Origin of the sequence: Klebsiella sp. 10982, assembly GCF_048589245.1 — a bacterium.
Lineage (GTDB): Bacteria > Pseudomonadota > Gammaproteobacteria > Enterobacterales > Enterobacteriaceae > Klebsiella > Klebsiella quasivariicola.
The window spans coordinates 1-17,428 of the sequence record NZ_JBMAXV010000015.1 but is presented as its reverse complement, the minus strand read 5'-3'; the positions used below and the strand labels follow the sequence as shown (position 1 = coordinate 17,428).

Annotated in this window: 15 protein-coding genes and 1 pseudogene; 10 read left to right on the top strand and 6 right to left on the bottom strand. The window is 57.9% G+C overall.

The features are described 5' to 3' along the window. Positions 1–11 precede the first annotated feature (11 nt). A complete protein-coding gene (locus ACKLKD_RS13455; protein WP_080924105.1) occupies positions 12–1,322 on the bottom strand; it encodes an MFS transporter in 1,311 nt (436 codons plus the stop codon). A 204-nt stretch (positions 1,323–1,526) separates the two neighbouring features. Then, positions 1,527–2,723 (bottom strand): L-talarate/galactarate dehydratase, encoded by a 1,197-nt coding sequence (locus ACKLKD_RS13450; protein ID WP_087804962.1) that lies wholly within the window; start codon positions 2,721–2,723, stop codon positions 1,527–1,529. A gap of 303 nt (positions 2,724–3,026) precedes the next feature. Between ACKLKD_RS13450 and ACKLKD_RS13445 the strand changes: the two genes are divergently transcribed. The 3 genes from ACKLKD_RS13445 (at position 3,027) to pptA (ending at position 5,030) form a co-directional block, all read left to right on the top strand. Further along, complete coding sequence (locus tag ACKLKD_RS13445) at positions 3,027–4,031, top strand: LacI family DNA-binding transcriptional regulator (protein WP_042929427.1); 1,005 nt, start codon at positions 3,027–3,029, stop codon at positions 4,029–4,031. 83 nt (positions 4,032–4,114) lie between these two features. Further along, positions 4,115–4,732 carry a glutathione S-transferase family protein gene (locus tag ACKLKD_RS13440; RefSeq protein WP_087804964.1) on the top strand — a complete coding sequence of 206 codons (618 nt, stop codon included), beginning with the start codon at positions 4,115–4,117 and terminating at the stop codon, positions 4,730–4,732. A gap of 70 nt (positions 4,733–4,802) precedes the next feature. Beyond that, complete coding sequence (gene pptA / locus ACKLKD_RS13435) at positions 4,803–5,030, top strand: tautomerase PptA (RefSeq protein WP_025712684.1); 228 nt, start codon at positions 4,803–4,805, stop codon at positions 5,028–5,030. A gap of 39 nt (positions 5,031–5,069) precedes the next feature. On the opposite strand, the gene ACKLKD_RS13430 is transcribed toward pptA, so the two are convergent. From ACKLKD_RS13430 to ACKLKD_RS13420, 3 genes are read right to left on the bottom strand one after another with little or no spacing between them, the layout of a single operon-like run. After that, a complete protein-coding gene (locus ACKLKD_RS13430) occupies positions 5,070–6,686 on the bottom strand; it encodes a carbohydrate porin (RefSeq protein ID WP_025712685.1) in 1,617 nt (538 codons plus the stop codon). Between the two features lie 42 nt (positions 6,687–6,728). Then, a complete protein-coding gene (locus ACKLKD_RS13425; protein WP_025712686.1) occupies positions 6,729–8,111 on the bottom strand; it encodes an MFS transporter in 1,383 nt (460 codons plus the stop codon). A gap of 23 nt (positions 8,112–8,134) precedes the next feature. Further along, positions 8,135–9,703 carry a family 78 glycoside hydrolase catalytic domain gene (locus tag ACKLKD_RS13420; RefSeq protein ID WP_080896806.1) on the bottom strand — a complete coding sequence of 523 codons (1,569 nt, stop codon included), beginning with the start codon at positions 9,701–9,703 and terminating at the stop codon, positions 8,135–8,137. Positions 9,704–9,908: 205 nt separating this feature from the next. Here ACKLKD_RS13420 and ACKLKD_RS13415 point away from each other — a divergent pair. Beyond that, positions 9,909–10,731 (top strand): annotated as a pseudogene (locus tag ACKLKD_RS13415) (helix-turn-helix domain-containing protein). Positions 10,732–10,786: 55 nt separating this feature from the next. On the opposite strand, the gene ACKLKD_RS13410 reads toward ACKLKD_RS13415, so the two are convergent. Further along, complete coding sequence (locus ACKLKD_RS13410) at positions 10,787–11,368, bottom strand: flavin reductase family protein (RefSeq protein ID WP_004151228.1); 582 nt, start codon at positions 11,366–11,368, stop codon at positions 10,787–10,789. Between the two features lie 211 nt (positions 11,369–11,579). Here ACKLKD_RS13410 and ACKLKD_RS13405 point away from each other — a divergent pair, with 211 nt between their 5' ends. From ACKLKD_RS13405 to ACKLKD_RS13380, 6 genes are all read left to right on the top strand, one after another. Then, complete coding sequence (locus ACKLKD_RS13405) at positions 11,580–12,284, top strand: ABC transporter ATP-binding protein (protein WP_004189827.1); 705 nt, start codon at positions 11,580–11,582, stop codon at positions 12,282–12,284. Further along, positions 12,281–13,249 (top strand): ABC transporter substrate-binding protein, encoded by a 969-nt coding sequence (locus tag ACKLKD_RS13400; RefSeq protein WP_065890457.1) that lies wholly within the window; start codon positions 12,281–12,283, stop codon positions 13,247–13,249. The genes ACKLKD_RS13405 and ACKLKD_RS13400 overlap by 4 nt, the downstream gene beginning before the upstream one ends. Positions 13,250–13,306: 57 nt before the next feature. After that, positions 13,307–14,962: an ABC transporter permease gene (locus ACKLKD_RS13395; RefSeq protein WP_080896807.1), complete on the top strand. Its 1,656-nt coding sequence runs from the start codon at positions 13,307–13,309 to the stop codon at positions 14,960–14,962. A gap of 76 nt (positions 14,963–15,038) precedes the next feature. Beyond that, positions 15,039–15,884 carry an N-hydroxyarylamine O-acetyltransferase gene (gene nhoA, locus ACKLKD_RS13390; RefSeq protein ID WP_008804723.1) on the top strand — a complete coding sequence of 282 codons (846 nt, stop codon included), beginning with the start codon at positions 15,039–15,041 and terminating at the stop codon, positions 15,882–15,884. Positions 15,885–16,093: 209 nt separating this feature from the next. Then, positions 16,094–16,471 (top strand): HEPN domain-containing protein, encoded by a 378-nt coding sequence (locus ACKLKD_RS13385; protein ID WP_087804966.1) that lies wholly within the window; start codon positions 16,094–16,096, stop codon positions 16,469–16,471. Next, on the top strand, positions 16,468–17,428 hold a 961-nt coding region (locus tag ACKLKD_RS13380; protein ID WP_420061976.1), incomplete at its 3' end, for a tyrosine-protein kinase family protein. The genes ACKLKD_RS13385 and ACKLKD_RS13380, both read left to right, overlap by 4 nt.

The following is a 17,428-nucleotide window of genomic DNA, read 5'->3' as shown; positions in this document are numbered from 1 at the left end:
AGGGTCTTCAATCAAACGGTGCGCGGAGTGAGCGTCAAGCGATCCAGCGGCCCAACGATGAACAGATAGGAGAACAGGCCCAGCACGCCCATGGAACCAACGTAGAGGATGGCGTAATCAAATGAGTGGGTATTGGCGAGGATCACCCCGATGACCAGCGGGGTAATGATGCTCGCCAGGTTGCCGCACATATTGAACACGCCGCCGGCAATACCGAGCATCTCTTTTGGCGAGGTGTCGCTCAGCACGCACCAGCCGAGGTTTCCGAAACCTTTGGCAAAGAACGCCAGGCTCATGGCGGCGATCACCACCACTTCCGAAGAGGTGTAGTTGGCGACGACAATGATGCAGGAGAGCAGCATGCCGCAGATCACCGGAAGCTTACGGGCGGTGGTCAGACTGTAACCGCGTTTCAGCAGCCAGTCCGAAAACACGCCGCCCAGCAGGCCGCCGATAAAGCCGGCTATCGCCGGGATACTGGCGACAAACCCGACTTTGAGGATTGACATGCCTTTGGCCTGGTAGAGGTAGGTCGGAAACCAGGTGAGGAAGAACCAGGTAATCGAGGTGACGCAAAACTGGCCGATATAAACCCCGATCATCATGCGATTGACACAGACGCTTTTAATCTGCGCGAGGGTTAATTTTTGCTGCGTTTTCTGGCTACCTAATTCCGGTACGCCGCCGCCTTCACGAATATAATCGAGCTCCTGTTGGTTAATTTTAGGATGATGTGAAGGATCCTTCACTTTTACCAGCCAGAATATCCCCAGCACCACCCCGATAGCGCCAATATAATAAAAGACATAGTGCCAGCTTAAATTATGCAGAATGATGGTCATCAGCGGCGTAATAATGCCCAGCGAAATATACTGCGCCGCCTGATAGACCGAGGTGACAAATCCACGCTCTTTATTGGGAAACCACTGGACGCTCAGGCGACTGTTGGCCGGAAAGGCGGGCGCTTCAATGGCGCCCATCATCAGACGCAGGATCACCAGCACCACCAGCGGGCTGGCAAACAGATAAATCGTGCCCTGGAACATAGTGACGACCGACCAGCCAATCAGCGCGCAGCCATAGACCAACCGCGAACCATATTTATCCAGCAACCAGCCGCCGGGGATTTGCATAATGACGTAGGAAATACCAAACACCGAAAAGGCCAGGCCCATGGCTTCAGGGTCAAAACCTAACTCTTTACTCATAATGGGCGCGACAACGGACAGAGTGGCCCGGTCAGCATAATTAAATACGGTCGCGAGAAATAAAAAAAGTAATATGCCGTAACGCACGTTGCTGCGTTTTAGTTGCTGTTGCATGTTATTCAACTCCTTTGCAGGGTTGTGAAGACACGTCGTCCTCCATGCCGCCTTGATGCTGGCTGCAGGATTTCGTGTATAGCGAGTACAGCGGGTCAGAGGTTTATCCCCGGTGGCGCTGCGCTTACCGGGGCTACGGGTCATCAGTGGTCTGCGGACCGGTAGCCCGGATAAGGCGTTGGCGTCATTATCCGGGGAACGTGATTACGGGCGTGTTCCGAACTCGCAGCTCTGCTGGGTCCAGCGGCGCGCCTGCTCGCTGAGGGTGAAGCCCAGACCATGACGTTCGGAAACCCACATCCGCCCATCGCGCAATTCTAATTGCTCGTTAAACAGCGGGTTCAGCCACTCGAAGTGCTCCAGCCATGGCTCCAGCGGGTAAGCGGCGGCGAGATGCAGGTGCACCTCCATGGCAAAGTGCGGGGCCAGCTTGCGACCGTGCTTCGCGGCCAGATCCATTATTTTCAGGAACGGGGAGATCCCGCCGACGCGCGGGGCATCTGGTTGCACGAAGTCGCTGGCGTTGCCGAGGATCAACTGCTCATGTTCGCGGAAGCTGGTCAGCATCTCGCCGGTGGCAATCGGCGTATCCAGCGCGGCGGCCAGCTGCGCGTGGCCTTCAACGTCATAGGCATCCAGCGGCTCCTCAATCCAGATCAGATTGAACGGCTCCATTTTACGTCCCATGCGGATGGCGGTTTCACGGTCCCACTGCTGGTTGGCATCGACCATCAGCGGGAAGTCATCGCCCAGCACTTCGCGCACCGCCGTCAGACGACGGATATCCTCGGCAGTATTAGGCTGACCGACTTTCAGTTTAATCCCGCCGATGCCGTTTTCACGGGAGATAGCCACGTTTTTCAACACTTGATCCAGGGGGGTATGCAGGAAGCCACCGGAGGTGTTGTAGCACTGCACGGAATCACGATGTGAACCCAGCAGTTTGGCCAGCGGTAGACCGGCGCGCTTGGCTTTCATATCCCACAGGGCAATATCGATAGGGGAGATAGCTTGTAACGCCATTCCGCTACGGCCGACGGAAGCCCCGGCCCACAGCAGTTTGGTGTAGATCTTGTCGATGTCGTTTGGATCTTCGCCAAGCAGATTATCGGCAATCTCTTTAGCGTGAGCGTAAATGCCCTGGCCGCCCGCACGTTTCGAGTAGCTAAAGCCGACGCCGGTAAATCCATCCCGGGAGTGAATTTCCGCGATGATAATCGCCACTTCGGTCAGCGGTTTTTGGCGACCGGTCAGCACTTTGGCATCGCTGACGGGGGTGGCCAGCGGCAGAAAAGCCAGCGACAGTTTCACGTGGTCAATGCGGTCACCGGTTTCAGCGGCGGTTTTGACGCCGAAAGCTTTGGCGTAGGTTACGGACTCGGAATTGGCGCTTGAGGTCATAGTGGTGTCCTTTTTGATAACAAAATGATTGCGCTATCATTTGTAATAGTGAAATGCTTTTGACGCTACGCTAGTGGTTTTAATTTGTACAAACGATCACAATTGGCCGTTATAAAGGCGAAAACTTTGCTGTGCAGGTCACAATCCAAACAGTTTGTGAAATGTGATAAGTTAAAATGATAGCGATAACATTTTGGAGTGCAGGTCATTGATTCTGTTAGGGGAGACGCGGCGGGCGCTGGCAATTGCGTGGGGCATCATCAATAATGCCCACAGGAAACGACTTAACACAGGGGCTTAGCCGTGAAAAGCAAAAAACCGACGCGGGCGCCGACGCTGGAGGATGTGGCTCGCAGCGCCGGGTTGTCGCCGATGACGGTCAGTCGGGCGCTGAATACGCCCCAGCTGGTCAGGCCAAAAACGGTAGAGAAAGTGATGCAGGCGGTGCAGGCGACGGGCTATATCCCCAATGCGCTGGCCGGGGGGCTCGCCTCCAGGCGCAGCAAGCTGGTGGCGGTCGTGGTGCCGCAGATCAATAACAATATGTTTGTCGATACCATCCAGGCGCTAAGCGATACTCTGGCGGCGCGCGGCTACCATATGCTGCTGTGCGTGGCGGGCTATGACCGGCAGACCGAAGCCGAGCTGGTCTCCACCTTACTGTCGCGGCGCCCCGATGGCGTGGTGTTAACCGGCATCCAGCATGCGCCGCTGTTAAAGAAAACGATTCTTAACGCCGCCACGCCGGTGGTGGAAATCTGGGATCTCACCCCGACGCCGCTGGATATGCTGGTCGGTTTTTCCCATGAAAAAGTGGGCGAAACCATTGGCGAGTACGTGCTGGAGAAAGGCTATCGGCGTCCGGGTCTGCTGTGGGCGGGCGATGCGCGCGCGATGTTGCGTAAGCAGGGGCTCTGCGCCCGACTGGCTAAAAAAGGGCTGGACGATGCGCCTCAGGTTGAAGTGCCGCTCCCGGCGTCGCTGGCGCTGGGACGAAGCGGTCTGGCTGAGCTGCTGGCCGCCGGCGAGTTTGATGTGATCATCTGCAGCTCAGATACCCTCGCCCAGGGGGCGATTATGGAAGCCGAAAGCCGGGGGCTACGCGTACCGCAGGATCTGGCGGTGATCGGATTTGGCGATCTGGATTTCGCCGCCAGCAATCGTCCGGCCATCACTACCGTCAGCGTCGACCGTCATGCCATCGGCGAACGGGCCGCTACGTTGCTGGCCGACCGTATCGAAGGGGGAGAAGAAAGCGGGTTGATTATAGATATCGGCTTTCAGCTGGTGGCGCGGGAATCGGCGTAGCCCTGCTTTTTCAGGGCGCAATATGCCGGGTGGGTGAGCGGCAATTTTCTGCCTACACTTAGGCTTTACCCTGGAGGCAGCCCATGATAACCGTTTATGGCGTGCCGGGATGGGGCTCGACGATTAGCGAGCTGATGCTCTCCCTGGCCGATATTCCCTACGAGGTGGTTGACGTCGAGGGCTTTGACCAGCCCGGCCCGGCGCGCGAGCGTCTGCGGCAGATTAACCCGCTGTGCCAGGTGCCCACCCTGCAGCTGGCCGACGGGAGCATCATGACTGAAACCGCCGCCATCGCGCTGATGATCCTCGACCAGCGTCCCGATCTAGCCCCCGCGCCAGGGACGCCGCAGCGTCAGCAGTTCCAGCGTCTGCTGGTCTGGCTGGTGGCCAACGTCTATCCTACCTTTACTTATGCCGATTACCCGGAACGCTGGGCGCCCGCCGCCGCGGAGCAACTGGTGGAGAATTGTCGCCAGTACCTGAAAAATCTCTATCTCTGGTTTGAACAGCAGCTGGCCGCCGGGCCGTGGGCGCTGGGCGCGTCGGTAACGTTGCTGGATTGCTATATCGCGGCGATGTACAGCTGGGGGCCGCGACAGGCTTGGTTTGACGCCCACGCGCCAAAATTCGCCGCCATCGCCCGGGCGGTCTGTCAGCGACCGGAGCTGGCCGCGGCGCTTCGCCGTAACAAGCTGATTTAACGCACGCGATGCCAGCCAGAACGGCCTTTCTGTGGTAGCGTTATGGCTCTGACCACAAGGAGTCTTTGCTATGCCGCATGTAGATATTAAATGTTTTCCCCGTGAACTGACTGACGAACAGAAAACCGCGCTGGCCGCCGACATCACTGAGGTGCTGATCCGCCATCTGAACAGCAAAGAGAGCGCCGTCAGCGTCGCGCTCACTCAGGTTGAGCCGGAGGCGTGGCAGGCGGTGTGGGACAGTGAGATCGCCCCGCAGATGGCGCAGTTGATTAAGCAGCCAGGTTATAGCATGTAATTGCCACTGGCGGGCATGATGCCCGCCAGTGACGCTCGGTCAGAACCAAATCTCCGTCTGCACGCCGAAGTTCCATGTCCCGCCGGCGGTAAAGCCTTTGCTGCCGAAATCGTCATTTATCGCGTAGCGATCCAGGGCTTTATCCCAGTTCATCCAGGTGGCAAAGAAGCGGATTTCCGGCCGCGCTTTGATATCAAACACATCGCCCACTTTAAAAGTGGGGGCGAAGGTCAGCTTGTAGAAATCGCCGCGCACCGCCTGATACTGATAAACGTTGTCATTATAGCGATAGCTGCGCCCGTTCGGATTGAGATCCATATACTGCCACGAGGCCTCATACAGCAGGGCGAAGTGGGCGGAGATCCCTTGCGATACCCGCAGGTTAAACGTCGCCCAGTCGTAGCGGTCGCCGTCGCGATAGCGGTCTTCGCTGTGTTGGGCTATCACCGACGGCGCCAGCTGCCAGTTTTTCCCCAGCGGCAGGATACCGTACGACGCAAAGCGCAGGGAGGCGGCATTCTCGGTCAGATCGCCATCGCTCCCCGGCTGACGCGCTTCGGCGCCCAGCCCGACGCCGTATTGCAGCGCACTTTCCGATACCCCCGGCGCGAGGCCGTAGAACTGCTGTTTGTCGTGCAGGGCCAGCATCGCGTAGTAGCCGTTTTTGGCGGTATTATCGCTGCGCAGCGCGTAGCTTCCGGTGGTCGAGGTATTATCTTTCAGGTCATCGTTGCCCTGGGCGGTCATCACCGTGGTCATCAGCTGCCAGTTGCCGTAAAAATGGTTGGCGGTGAACAGCAGATTCTGGATGTCATTATCCGCGTAATTATCGCTGCCAAGGTCGCCGAAGTTACGTGCATACACCGAATAGTCGCCGCGCAGGCCGCTTCCCCAGTCGACATCATTGATCCCGCCGCCGGTACCGCCGAGGAACATAATGTCGCTATCGGTAAAGTGGATATCGAAGTTATCCCGATCGAAGCGCTTGCCGGCCCAGATCGAGGCGCGTTTTAACGGCCCGGTGAACTCGGCGAAGTCGCCCATCTCGACGTACAGCTGACGAATGTTCAAATGGTGACTGTCGTTATCCTGAACCCACGGATCCGGGTTGGTGGCCCCGTCGGCGAGCATGGTCTTAAAGCGCGCCCATGAGCCATCGTTGAAGGTGAGCTTTTTGCCAAAGCTCAGCTCAGCGTAATTATCTTTTTCGTTACCGAGACGGCCGACGTGGGCATCGCCATTGAGGGAGCTGGCCGGGGAGACGCCTGGCCCGCCGCGGGCGCCTTTGCCATGGCTGTTCACCAGCATGCCGGAACGGGCATAGGCGTTAAAGGTAAAGCCGTCGTCCGGGGCGCGCTTCGCCAGCTGTTCGCTCAGCTGCTGATTGGTGGCCTGCTGTTTTTGTTCGCGGGCCGTGGTCTGCTGGCTGAGCGCCTGCACCTGCTGCTCCGCCGCCGCGGCGCGCTGTTCGGCGGCGGCGGTTTGCTGTTCTGCCCGCTGCGCGCGGCGGCTGGCCTCGCTGGCCTGCTGTTCAGCGAGATTGAGGCGCGCTTCCAGCTGCGCCAGCCGTTGTTCCACGCTCAACCCGGCGGCGCTGACGCTGATGAGCGGAAAAAGGGCGCAGCAAACCGCTGCGCTAATCACAGAGATACGCATAAAAGTCCTTAATTTATCCAGAGGTTAAATCAGCGGGGCGCCTTACATGGCGGGGGATTCTCCGGTGGTCGGGGCCGGGGCTGGCGTGGCGCCGCGTCCGGCATCAAGGTCGGCACGGATCTGCTCATACTGATCGTCGAGACGGTAGAAGCGGCCCATCCACAGCATCGAGGCGAGGATCAACAGCGCCGGAATGTACAAATAGCAGGCCTTGATGGCCAGCAGGGCGCTGTCGCTCTGCATCTGGTTGGCGATATAGCCGCCGGAGGAGAGCAGCACGCCGGTGATGGCGCCGGCGCCGGCCATCGCCACCTTGCCGAGAAAACCGTTTATCGAGGTCAGGATACCCGCGGTATTAATCCCGGTTTTCCACACGCCGTAATCCACCGGGTCGGCCTGCATCGAGAAATAGATAGCCGTGCGCTGACCGGCGCCAAGGGAGAGGATCACCGCTCCGACGATCAGTCCCAGGGCGTGAGCGCCAGACAGCATCATAATCCCCATCCCCAGCAGATTGACCGCGCTGGCCACCAGATAGACATGACGTTTTTTCATACGCCGGGCCAGCAGCGGGACGGTGAGGGTGCCGAGCAGGGGAACGAAGGTGGAGATCCCGGCGATAACCGCCGTCAGCTCGGTATTCCCGACGTAATAATGGAAGAAGTACACCAGTGCCCCGGTCTGAAAGAAAAAGGCGCCCCACATCAGAAAGATATTGCTGGCGAAGACCCACCACGGACGATTAGCGCGCAGACTCACCCAGGCGCGTTTCAGGGTCATGCGCTCTCCGCTGAGCGTGATCTTTTCTTCAACGTTGCGAAAGCTCACCAGCAGGAAAAAGGTCGCCAGTACGCCAAAAATCACCGCGGTATAGAGGAATCCCTGCTGCTGGTTGCCCTTGCCCAGCGCACCGACCAGCGGCAGCGTAGCCACGGCGACAATGGTGGCGCCAAGGGAGCCCAGCAAAATGCGCACCGCCGACAGCGTTGTGCGTTCTGCGGAATCACTGGTTAAAAACGGCAGCATGGCGCAGAACGGAATGTTCACCAGGGTGTAGAGGAAGGACAGACACAGATAGGTGACAAAGGCGTACAGCAGTTTGCCGGTGGTGCCGAAATCCGGCACATAAAAGGCCAGAATACACAGCAGGCCAAAAGGCAGGGCGCCGATCAGCAGCCAGGGACGGCAGCGCCCCCAGCGGGTGGCGGTATTGTCGATTACCAGCCCCATCAGCACGTCGGCCACGCCGTCCACCAGCCGGGTAACCAGGAACATCAGGCCGACGTAATAGGCCGGGAGGCCCATCACGTCGGTGTAAAAGAACATCAGATACAGAGAGATCATCTGCCACACAAGGTTGCAGGAGAGATCGGCAATGCCATAGCCAAGGCGCTGCCGCCACAGGGTAAACGTTGTTTCTGCCATAAATCACTCGCTTATCGTTGTTGTTAAAGTCCGTACTGGCGAATAAACCAGGCCGGGGTACAGCTCCACGCATGGCAGTAACTGTTAATGAGCTTACTGCCATACGGGGAAAAGTCAGGATGCTGTGGGTCGAAAATTTCCCAAAAGGTGTCGGCGCCGTAGTCAACCATCGCTCCCCAGTAGGCTTTGATCTCTGCCACCGCCTCCTCGCGCAGATCGCACTGCAGCAGGGCGACAATGTGATGATGGCGCAGGTACGGGGTGTTCATGGCAATGGCCGGCGGCTGTTGCTGCAGGCGGCGCATCAGCGCCTGACGCTGCCCGGCGGTGCCAACCTCCGCCAGCACCAGCCAGATCTGCGACGCCCACGAGACCTGGCGCGCGGCGCCGCTGATAAACACCTGCCGCTCGCTATCCCACAGGTGGCGGAGGGCGGCCTCTTTCAGCTGCGCGAGCGTAGCGGTGTAGTCGGCTACCCGCTGCGGTTCAAAACGCTGCGCCAGCCAGAGGGCACGCTGCAGGCAGTAGATAAGCACCCCCTGCGCCGACGCCTGTTTATTCAGCTCTGCCTGCCAGTCGATAAATACCCACCAGTCATCGCTGTCGCGCACCAGACCCTGGGGATCGCAGCGGGTCAGCGCCAGCTCGATTTGCCGTCGCGCCGTGGGCCACAGTTCACGGGCGGTGTCCGTGTCGCCAGTGCTTTGCAGGTGGTTATAGAGCACGTCGACAAAAAACAATGAATAATCAAACAGAAAGGTGTCATCGGCGCGCACCTCCGGCTGAACAAAGACATTGGCGGAAACCATGCCATCTTCCCGGGTATGGCCGGCAAACAGGTACAGGCAGCGGCGGACCAGATCGTGGTGGCCGAAGGTGACGTCGTTCACCTGTGCCTGCAGGCGCAGGTCGCCCAGCCACAGCCGCCGGTCGCGTTTCGGCCCATCCTCAAACACCTCCTGCATGCAGTTTTTCAGGGTGCGAACGGCAACGTCATCAATGGCTTTCAGCTGCGGATCGGCGATTTCCGCCAGCTGCGGACTGCCGGCAGAGGTCACGGTGTCCAGGGCGATCTCATCGAACTGCAGACGAAACTTGCGCGACAGCGCTTTGACCTCCACCTTCAGGTAGCGCAGGCAGTAGCGACGCGGGAGAGCGACCCGGGCGGGCAGGACATCGAGCCACAGATCCTGCTGCTGCAACCAGCTGCTGCTCAGCCATCCCTGGTACTCACTGAACGGCTCATAGACTTCGCTCAGCGTCTCGCCGAAGGTGAAGTGCAGATGGGCCGGGGCATCCGGCGGGCTGCCGACGCTGCGGCAGCTGAACTGCAGGTAGCCAACAAAATGGCTGCCAAAATCAATAATGAAGCTGTCGCCGACGCGAAGCGGCTGCTGATAAAACTGCTCCGGCGTGCAGACGGTGTGTCCCCGCCAGCCGTTCAGCGCCGCCGGATCGGCGACGGCCTCGACGATGGCCTGCGGCATCTGGCGCTGGTGATGTAGCGCGGGCGTCAGGTCGGCCGCACGCTGTAAAAAGCGCGGATGGCGGATCATCGCCACGCTGGAGTTGTATTGAATTGCCTGTGACATACTGCGTCCTCTCAATTAGGTTAGGCGCAGCATAGGCCGTCGTCCGGCGACGGCACCACTCTGGCAATGCCAAACCGTCAGTGAAAATGGCAGGAATAATGAGGTGGGGGCGCTGGCGATCACAAATCCGCACATCGGGCGCGTGGCGAGGGCCGGAATAGATTATCGTGCCCCTGCGCCATAAGGTTGTTCAGGATTTGCTGTAATGATGACACTGACCGTTGAGTATTATTTCACCCATCCCCAGGATAAGCTCGGCATGTACGCCAGCGATCCGGAGGATAATAGCCAGGAGCATGGCCATGAGTTTGCCGAACTGGTGATCGTCGAGGAGGGGCATGGACTACACGTTATTAATGGCCGCCCGCTGTATATTCAGCAGGGCGATGTTTTTTACGTCCAGCCTGGCGATGTCCATTATTATGATGAGCTGGGGACGCTCAAGCTGATTAATGTGTTAATTAACCCGGGGGTGAGCTTTCACTATTTACAGCAAATGGAGGGATTGCTGCGGCAATTATCGGCGCAGCGCGCCGCCTGCTATGGCTGGCTGGCCCCGGAGACCCGCAGCTATTGTCGGGAACTGGTGGAAAAGATATTTTCCCCGGCGCTGAGGGCGGCGGATAATACCCCGCTACGGGAGTCTCTCTTTTTTCAGCTGGTGACCACCATTCTTACTGCCGAGTCGGAAGCGGAATACAGCAGCACCCGCTATAAGCTGCATAAATTACTGACCTGGCTGCAGGAACACTGTTTTGAAGATCATAACTGGCAGCAGCTGGCGGAGCAATTTCATCTCACCACCCGCACGGCGTTTCGCCATATTAAAGAGGCTACCGGCCTGACGCCGGATAATTATCTGAAACGTCTGCGGCTGGTCTCCGCGCGGGTCAAATTACGCGAAACGGAGATGACTATTACCGAAGTGGCTTATCTGTGCGGCTTTGCCAACAGTAATCACTTTACCACCCTGTATAAAAGTGTTTGGCCTCACGCCCAGCGCCGATCGCCGCCGCCCGCTGGGTTAAAAAGGGGGCCGCAGGCCGGGCAGGGGGAAAACCTGCCGCCCGCGGCAAGTGACGCTTATTCGTCGAGGGAGTTTGCCCGCACATGACGGCCGCTGGCGACAAAATTGCCGGTGCCAAGATGATGCAGGGTATTAAGCTTATCGTCGTCGAACTGCCAGCGTCCGGTGACGAACGCGCGCTCATCGGCGGCGGCAGACACCACCTCCCCGAACAGGGTGTCGTACTGGGTCTGGGCCGCCGTCGCCGGCAGCAGGCGGCACTCCATCCACGCCAGACACTTCTCTTCGATCAGCGGCAGCCCCAGCTCCGGACCGGTCACCACCGGAATCCCCCAGGCATTGAATTTGTCCTCATCGCGGCCGCTGACGCTGCCGACGGCGTAGGTCCAGCTGGCGGCGGCGACGCCGGGAACCACAATGCCGAAGGTGCCGTTGCGCTCGATGATCTCCCGCGTCCAGGTGCTTTTATCCACCACGATAGCCACCCGCGGCGGGGCGAACTCCACCGGCATTGACCAGGCGGCGGCCATAACGTTGCGCCGGTCGGACGGGGCGTCGTAGCTGGTGATCAAAATGGTCGGGCCGTGGTTGAGCAGGCGGCTGGCATACTGCAGTTCAACGTGGCGAAAGCGGCTCATAGGTGTTCCTTGAATAATGGGTCGGTTGGCAGATAACACGTTATGCCGCAATGAAAATGTAATCAATACGTCATCTCGTCTGACTATAGTCGCCAGCACTAAGTCCCAAAGAGGATCACAATATGTTGGCTCCCCTGATGCTATCCCAGGTGAGCGTGCCCCGTCGGATGTCGACCGCCGGGCTGGTCTCGCTGTCCCGAAAGGGAGGGCGATGATGCGCACGCTGACCCCTATCACCCTGCAGGAGGTCTCTTTCGCCTTCGCAGAGACCCCTATTCTTGACCGCTTCACGTTGCATATCGAACCCGGCCGCATCGTGGCGTTACTGGGCCCTTCCGGCTGCGGCAAAAGCACACTGCTGCGTCTGCTGGCCGGGCTGAGCGTGCCGGCCAGCGGCGAAATCCGCTTTGGCGACAGGCTGGTCGCCCGCGCAGGATGGGGATTGCCCCCGGAGCAGCGCGATATCGGCATGGTTTTTCAGGATTACGCCCTCTGGCCGCATATGAGCGTGGCGCAGAACGTCGCCTTTCCGCTGCGCATGCGCGGCGTCTCCCGCAGCGAACGCGAGCGCCGGGTCAGCGAGGCACTGGCGCGGGTAGGCCTCAACGGCTTTGCCGAACGTAAGCCTTCAGGCCTCTCCGGCGGTCAGCAGCAGCGGGTGGCGCTGGCGCGGGCGATCGTCGCCGCGCCGCGGGTGCTGCTGTTTGATGAACCGCTCTCCAACCTGGACAGCGAACTACGCGAATCGCTGTGTGGCGAAATGAGCCGCCTGCTGCGACAGCTCGGCATCACCGCCCTGTATGTCACCCATGACCGACGTGAAGCCGAGCTGTTAGCCGACCAGATTGTCTATTTATCCGCGGGCCGCGTGGCCGCTGTCCGCGCCGTTACGCCAACCTCAGGGGAAGTTGCATGAACACCGTTATGACCGTTAAGAAAGGAGTGGTACTCGCGATGGCTCTCTCCGCCATGATGCTCTCCAGCGCCCATGCGCTGACCGTTTACACCGCCGGACCCGGCTCGCTGGCGAAAAGCCTGGCCAGCGGTTTTGAACAACAGACCGGGGTGAAGGTGACCGTTTTTCAGGCCACCACCGGCAAAGTGATGGCCCGACTGGAGGCCGAGCAGGCCAACCCGCAGGCGGATGTGCTGATCTCCGCCTCGTGGGATACCGCCGAAGATCTGCACCAGCGGGGCTGGTTGTTGCCTTTTGCGAGCGCCAACGCCGACCAGGTACCGGCGAACCTGAAATCGGCGGACTATATCGCCCAGGGCGTCTCCGCCCTGGGTATTGTCTGGAACAGTAAAAGCGGCACCCCGGAACCGAAAGAGTGGCGGGATCTCACCCAGCCGGCGTTTAAAGACAAGGTGACAACCCCCGACCCGGCGCTCTCCGGCGCGTCGCTGGATTTGCTGATCGGGCTGCAAAACAGCATGGGCGACCAGGCCTGGCAACTGTTTGACGATCTGAAAAAGAACGGCATGGTAGTCAGCGGACCCAACGCCCAGGCGGTGACGCCGGTGATGCAGGGGGCGAAAGCGGCGGTGTTTGGCGCGGTGGATTATGTCTCCTACGGCAATATTCAGCAGGGCGAGTCGCTGAAGGTGATCTTCCCGGCCAGCGGAACGGTGATTGCCCCGCGCCCGATGATGATCCTCAAAACCAGCCAGCATCCCGGCGAGGCTAAAGCCTTTATCGATTACGTGCTGTCGCCGGAAGGTCAGGCGAAGGTCGCCGACGCCTGGCTGATGCCCGCCCGCCGCGACGTGGCGGCTAAACGTCCGCTACTGGACGCGCTGAAGGTGCTGCCCACCACCAGCGAGGGCAGCAGCGAGCGGGGCACCGTGCTCGCCCGCTTCAGTCAGCTGTACGCGCAGTAATTGATCCCGTTTCTCCGGCGCTGGCCGCCGGAGGACCCTCAGCTTCAGGAACCGGTTGTGAAACAAACATTCCTTTCCGGCGCGACCCTTGCCGCCCTGGTGATGCTGGTCGCGTTACCGTTAGTGTTTATTGTGCTGCAGGCGATTTTTCCCCATTTTAGCGCCGGTTCGCTCGGGGACGCCTTTGGCGGCATCCCGGCGCTGCTGGCCGATCCTCAGCTGCCGGCGATGCTCGGCGGTACGCTGTGGATCGCCGCCGGCGTGGCGCTGGTCAGCGTAATGATTGGCCTGCCGCTCGGCATCCTGCGCGGTATGTTTTCGCTGCCGCTGCCCCGGCTGTGGGATCTCCTGTTTTTGATCCCCTTTCTGACGCCGCCCTATATCTCGGCGCTCTCCTGGATGCTGGCCCTGCAAAGCCAGGGCTATCTGCAGCAGCTGACCGGCTGGCAGCTGAACGATCTGCTGTTCAGCCGCAGCGGGATCGTGCTGGTGATGACCTTTAATATATTTCCGGTGGTCTACTTTGCCGTCTCCCGCAGCCTGCTGGCGAGCGGGACCCGGCTGGCGGTGGTCGCCCGCGTCCATGGCGCCAGCGCCTGGCGCGCCTTCTGGCACGTGACGCTACCGATGCTCTCTCCGGCGCTGGCGGCGGGGATGCTGCTGGCGTTTACCCTCGCCATCGAGGAGTTTGGCGTACCGGCGGCGCTGGGCAGCCGGGCGGGAGTGGTGATGCTGACGGTCGGTATTGAGAAAAAGCTGGCCGACTGGCCGGTGGATCTCCCTGGCGCCGCGCTATTGTCGCTGCTGCTGATGGCGGTGGCGTTGTTCGCCTGGTGGCTGCAAAGGCGGCTGGTGGGGGAGAAAGAGGTCACCAGCATCACCGGTAAGCCGGGGGAGAACCACGGGGCATCGCTGGGCTGGATGACGCTGCCCGCCGTGCTGGTGATGGCGGCCGTCGGCGGCCTGGCGGTCGGCGTCCCCGCCGCCTCGATGATGCTCACCAGCGTGATGGGCACGCTCTCAGGGGGCGTGAGTGTTGAGAATGTCACGCTACGTCACTTCGCGGCGCTGTTTGACCAGCAGGGGGATGCCCTGTCGGCCCTCGGCACCAGCCTGTCGCTGGCCCTGGGCTCGGTGCTGATCGTCGGCGTGCTGGGCCTGCTGGCCGCCTGGCTGGTGATGGTGCAGAAGATTAAAGGGCGCGGGATGGTGGACGCGCTGTCGCTGATGCCGGCGGCGCTGCCGGGCGTGGTGGTGGGAGTCGGTTTGATCCTGCTGTGGAATCAGCCTTTCTGGCCGCGCTCGCCCTATAACACGCTGTGGATGTTGCTGCTCTCCTATTGCTGCCTGCTGTTGCCCTGGCCGGTGCGCTATGTCGGCAGCGCGCTGCGCCAGCTGGGCCCCAATCTTGAGCCCGCCGCCCGGGTGCACGGGGCGTCGCCACTGCAGGCGCTGCGGTTGATTGTTCTGCCGCTGGTCTTTCCGGCGCTGCTGGCGGCGATGTTGATGGTGTTCGCGGTGGCCTCCCGGGAGCTGGTGACCTCGCTGCTGCTCTCTCCGGCCGGTACGCAAACCGTGGCGGTGTTTATCTGGCGCCAGTTCGAACAGGGCTCCGTCGGTCAGGGCATGGCGATGGCCAGCCTGACGCTGTTGACCGGTCTGGTCCTGATGCTGACGGCGCTGGCGCTGATGCAGCGCAGCACGCGCGGTTAACGACAAGCGCACAAAAAAGACGGTCGGCGCGGAAAAATAGGCTATAAATGTCGGACACCTACAGCTGGAGGCCTTGATGAGTCCCTTTTTACGCGCCTATTTTTCCCGTCTGGGCTGGACGGGTGAGCCTGATGTATCCATTGATACCCTGCGGGAATTGCATCTGCAGCATAACAGCGCCATCCCCTTTGAAAACCTCGACGTCCTGCTGCCGCGTGAGATCCACCTTGACGATCGGGCTCTGGAAGAGAAGCTGATCGCCGCCCGCCGCGGGGGGTATTGTTTTGAACAGAATGGTCTGCTGGAGCGCGCGCTGCGCGAGATAGGCTTTAACGTCCGCAGCCTGCTGGGCCGCGTGGTGCTGGCCAATCCGCCGCAGATGCCGCCGCGTACTCACCGTTTATTGCTGGTGGAAGTGGCGGGCGAGCGCTGGATCGCCGACGTCGGCTTCGGCGGCCAGACGCTGACCGCGCCGATCAAACTGCTGGCCGATATCCCCCAGCAAACGCCGCATGGCAGCTATCGTCTGGTGCATGAGGGCGATGAGTGGACGCTGCAGTTCAACCATCACGAACACTGGCAGTCGATGTACCATTTCGATTTAGGCCGCCAGTATGCGTCTGATTATGTGATGGGCAACTTCTGGTCGGCGCACTGGCCACAGTCTCACTTCCGTCACCATCTGCTGATGTGCCGTCATCTGCCGGACGGCGGCAAAATGACCCTCACCAATTTCCACTTTACCCACTGGGAGAATAACCACGTGGTGGAGAAGATCGATTTTGCCGATGTCTCCGCGCTGTATGAAGCGCTGCAGACCCGCTTCGGGCTGGGCGTGGACGATCCTAAACATGGCTTTAGTGAAGCGGCGCTGGCGGCGGTGATGGCGGCGTTCGATACCCATCCGGAAGCCGGGAAGTAAGAGCAATTGAGTGTTGATTATCAGCACTCAATTTCATTAAAGATCTAACCAATACACATCACAAGCCTCTAAAAAGCGTGAAATCTTGTTCTTCTATAAGCATGGTGTATTATGGGTAATTCACAAAAACTGTTTTTTCCTTTTGACAAAAATGCGTACAGGGTGAAAAACTCTTCATTCATTTAGATTCGATAAAATTGTAGGTGCAAATGGAAAACTATCGAGAAGCAGCAATTAGACATTTAAATGATTCTGAAAAACTTTTAGAAAGTAACTCTGTGGATAATGCTGGCCATCTGATCGGTTTTGCAGCAGAGTGTGCAATTAAATATAAAATTGAATTAAATAATAATGATAATCCAAAAATGCATTTTCCATATATATTGGCGGCAGCAAAAAAAAGATTAACAGGAAGAGAGTCTAAGTCTTTGTTTTCCGTTCTTTCTTCGAAGGAAGATGTTTTAAAAGGATGGGATATTAATTATCGTTATTATGCAAATGGGACAATGCAGTCGGAAGAAGTTAGTAAGTGGATTTCACAAACGAAGAGAATTTTTGCTGCGGCTGAAATAAGGAGTAAAAAATGAATGAAATATATTACGATGATGCATTGGCATGCTTTGTTAGTATAGTTAATGATGTTTTTGGAAAAGATGTATTGGAGAGAAATGTTTTTCTTCGTGATGCACAAGGAAAATTAACCTTTGTTTACCAAAATGAAGTATTGCAATTCAATAAAATAAAGAGGTTCATTAAGGAATCATCAAGTAAATTATCACCATATTTAGATCGTGATTACATCATCGCAACACCTGATGATTTATTTGATGATAGTTTGACGCAAAAAGAAAAATGGAGGAAGATAAAAGTCTCATATTCTGGATTGTCATTCAATATCAATTTAATTGAACGCCGAATTGTTGGTTCAGATTGGTTGTCATCTGTTAATAATATTAATTCTAAACCGGCAAAGATCGTGTTCTCAAGTATAAAAGGTGGAGTGGGCCGTACTACAGCTATTTGCATTATTGCCGCACATTTTTCTCGTGAGGGCAAGAGAGTACTTACCATTGATATGGATCTGGAAGCTCCAGGTCTAGGGTCAATGCTAATAAAACCTGATGTAATGCCAAAGTTTGGTTTACTAGATTATTTTGTGGAGAGTAGTTTAGATAACGTTGATGATAAATTCATGATAGATCTCGTAGGATCATCGTGGGTATCTGATGGTAAAGGGCGCGTTGACGTTATTCCTGCACTTGGAAGTGTATCTTTACAACATCCTGAAAATGTGTTGGGTAAAATATCCCGAGCTTACCTAAGTGAATCTGATGTGATGAATCAATCATTACTTATGACAAATGTCCAAAAATTAATGGACTATTACTCACAAATTAATCGTTATGATATAATTTTGATTGACGCTCGGTCAGGACTCCATGAAACAACCGCATCATTGCTTGTTGGTCTAGGTGCAAATATATTCTTTTTTGGTGTCAATCAACCTCAAACCATTTTGGGTTTTGAATTGCTTTTTTCACATT

Coding starts and splice junctions, on each gene's coding strand:
- ACKLKD_RS13455 (WP_080924105.1), bottom strand. CDS start 1,322: ATGCAACAGCAACTAAAACGCAGCAACGTGCGTTACGGCATATTACTT.
- ACKLKD_RS13450 (WP_087804962.1), bottom strand. CDS start 2,723: ATGACCTCAAGCGCCAATTCCGAGTCCGTAACCTACGCCAAAGCTTTC.
- ACKLKD_RS13440 (WP_087804964.1), top strand. CDS start 4,115: ATGATAACCGTTTATGGCGTGCCGGGATGGGGCTCGACGATTAGCGAG.
- pptA (WP_025712684.1), top strand. CDS start 4,803: ATGCCGCATGTAGATATTAAATGTTTTCCCCGTGAACTGACTGACGAA.
- ACKLKD_RS13430 (WP_025712685.1), bottom strand. CDS start 6,686: ATGCGTATCTCTGTGATTAGCGCAGCGGTTTGCTGCGCCCTTTTTCCG.
- ACKLKD_RS13425 (WP_025712686.1), bottom strand. CDS start 8,111: ATGGCAGAAACAACGTTTACCCTGTGGCGGCAGCGCCTTGGCTATGGC.
- ACKLKD_RS13420 (WP_080896806.1), bottom strand. CDS start 9,703: ATGTCACAGGCAATTCAATACAACTCCAGCGTGGCGATGATCCGCCAT.
- ACKLKD_RS13410 (WP_004151228.1), bottom strand. CDS start 11,368: ATGAGCCGCTTTCGCCACGTTGAACTGCAGTATGCCAGCCGCCTGCTC.
- ACKLKD_RS13405 (WP_004189827.1), top strand. CDS start 11,580: ATGATGCGCACGCTGACCCCTATCACCCTGCAGGAGGTCTCTTTCGCC.
- ACKLKD_RS13400 (WP_065890457.1), top strand. CDS start 12,281: ATGAACACCGTTATGACCGTTAAGAAAGGAGTGGTACTCGCGATGGCT.
- nhoA (WP_008804723.1), top strand. CDS start 15,039: ATGAGTCCCTTTTTACGCGCCTATTTTTCCCGTCTGGGCTGGACGGGT.
- ACKLKD_RS13385 (WP_087804966.1), top strand. CDS start 16,094: ATGGAAAACTATCGAGAAGCAGCAATTAGACATTTAAATGATTCTGAA.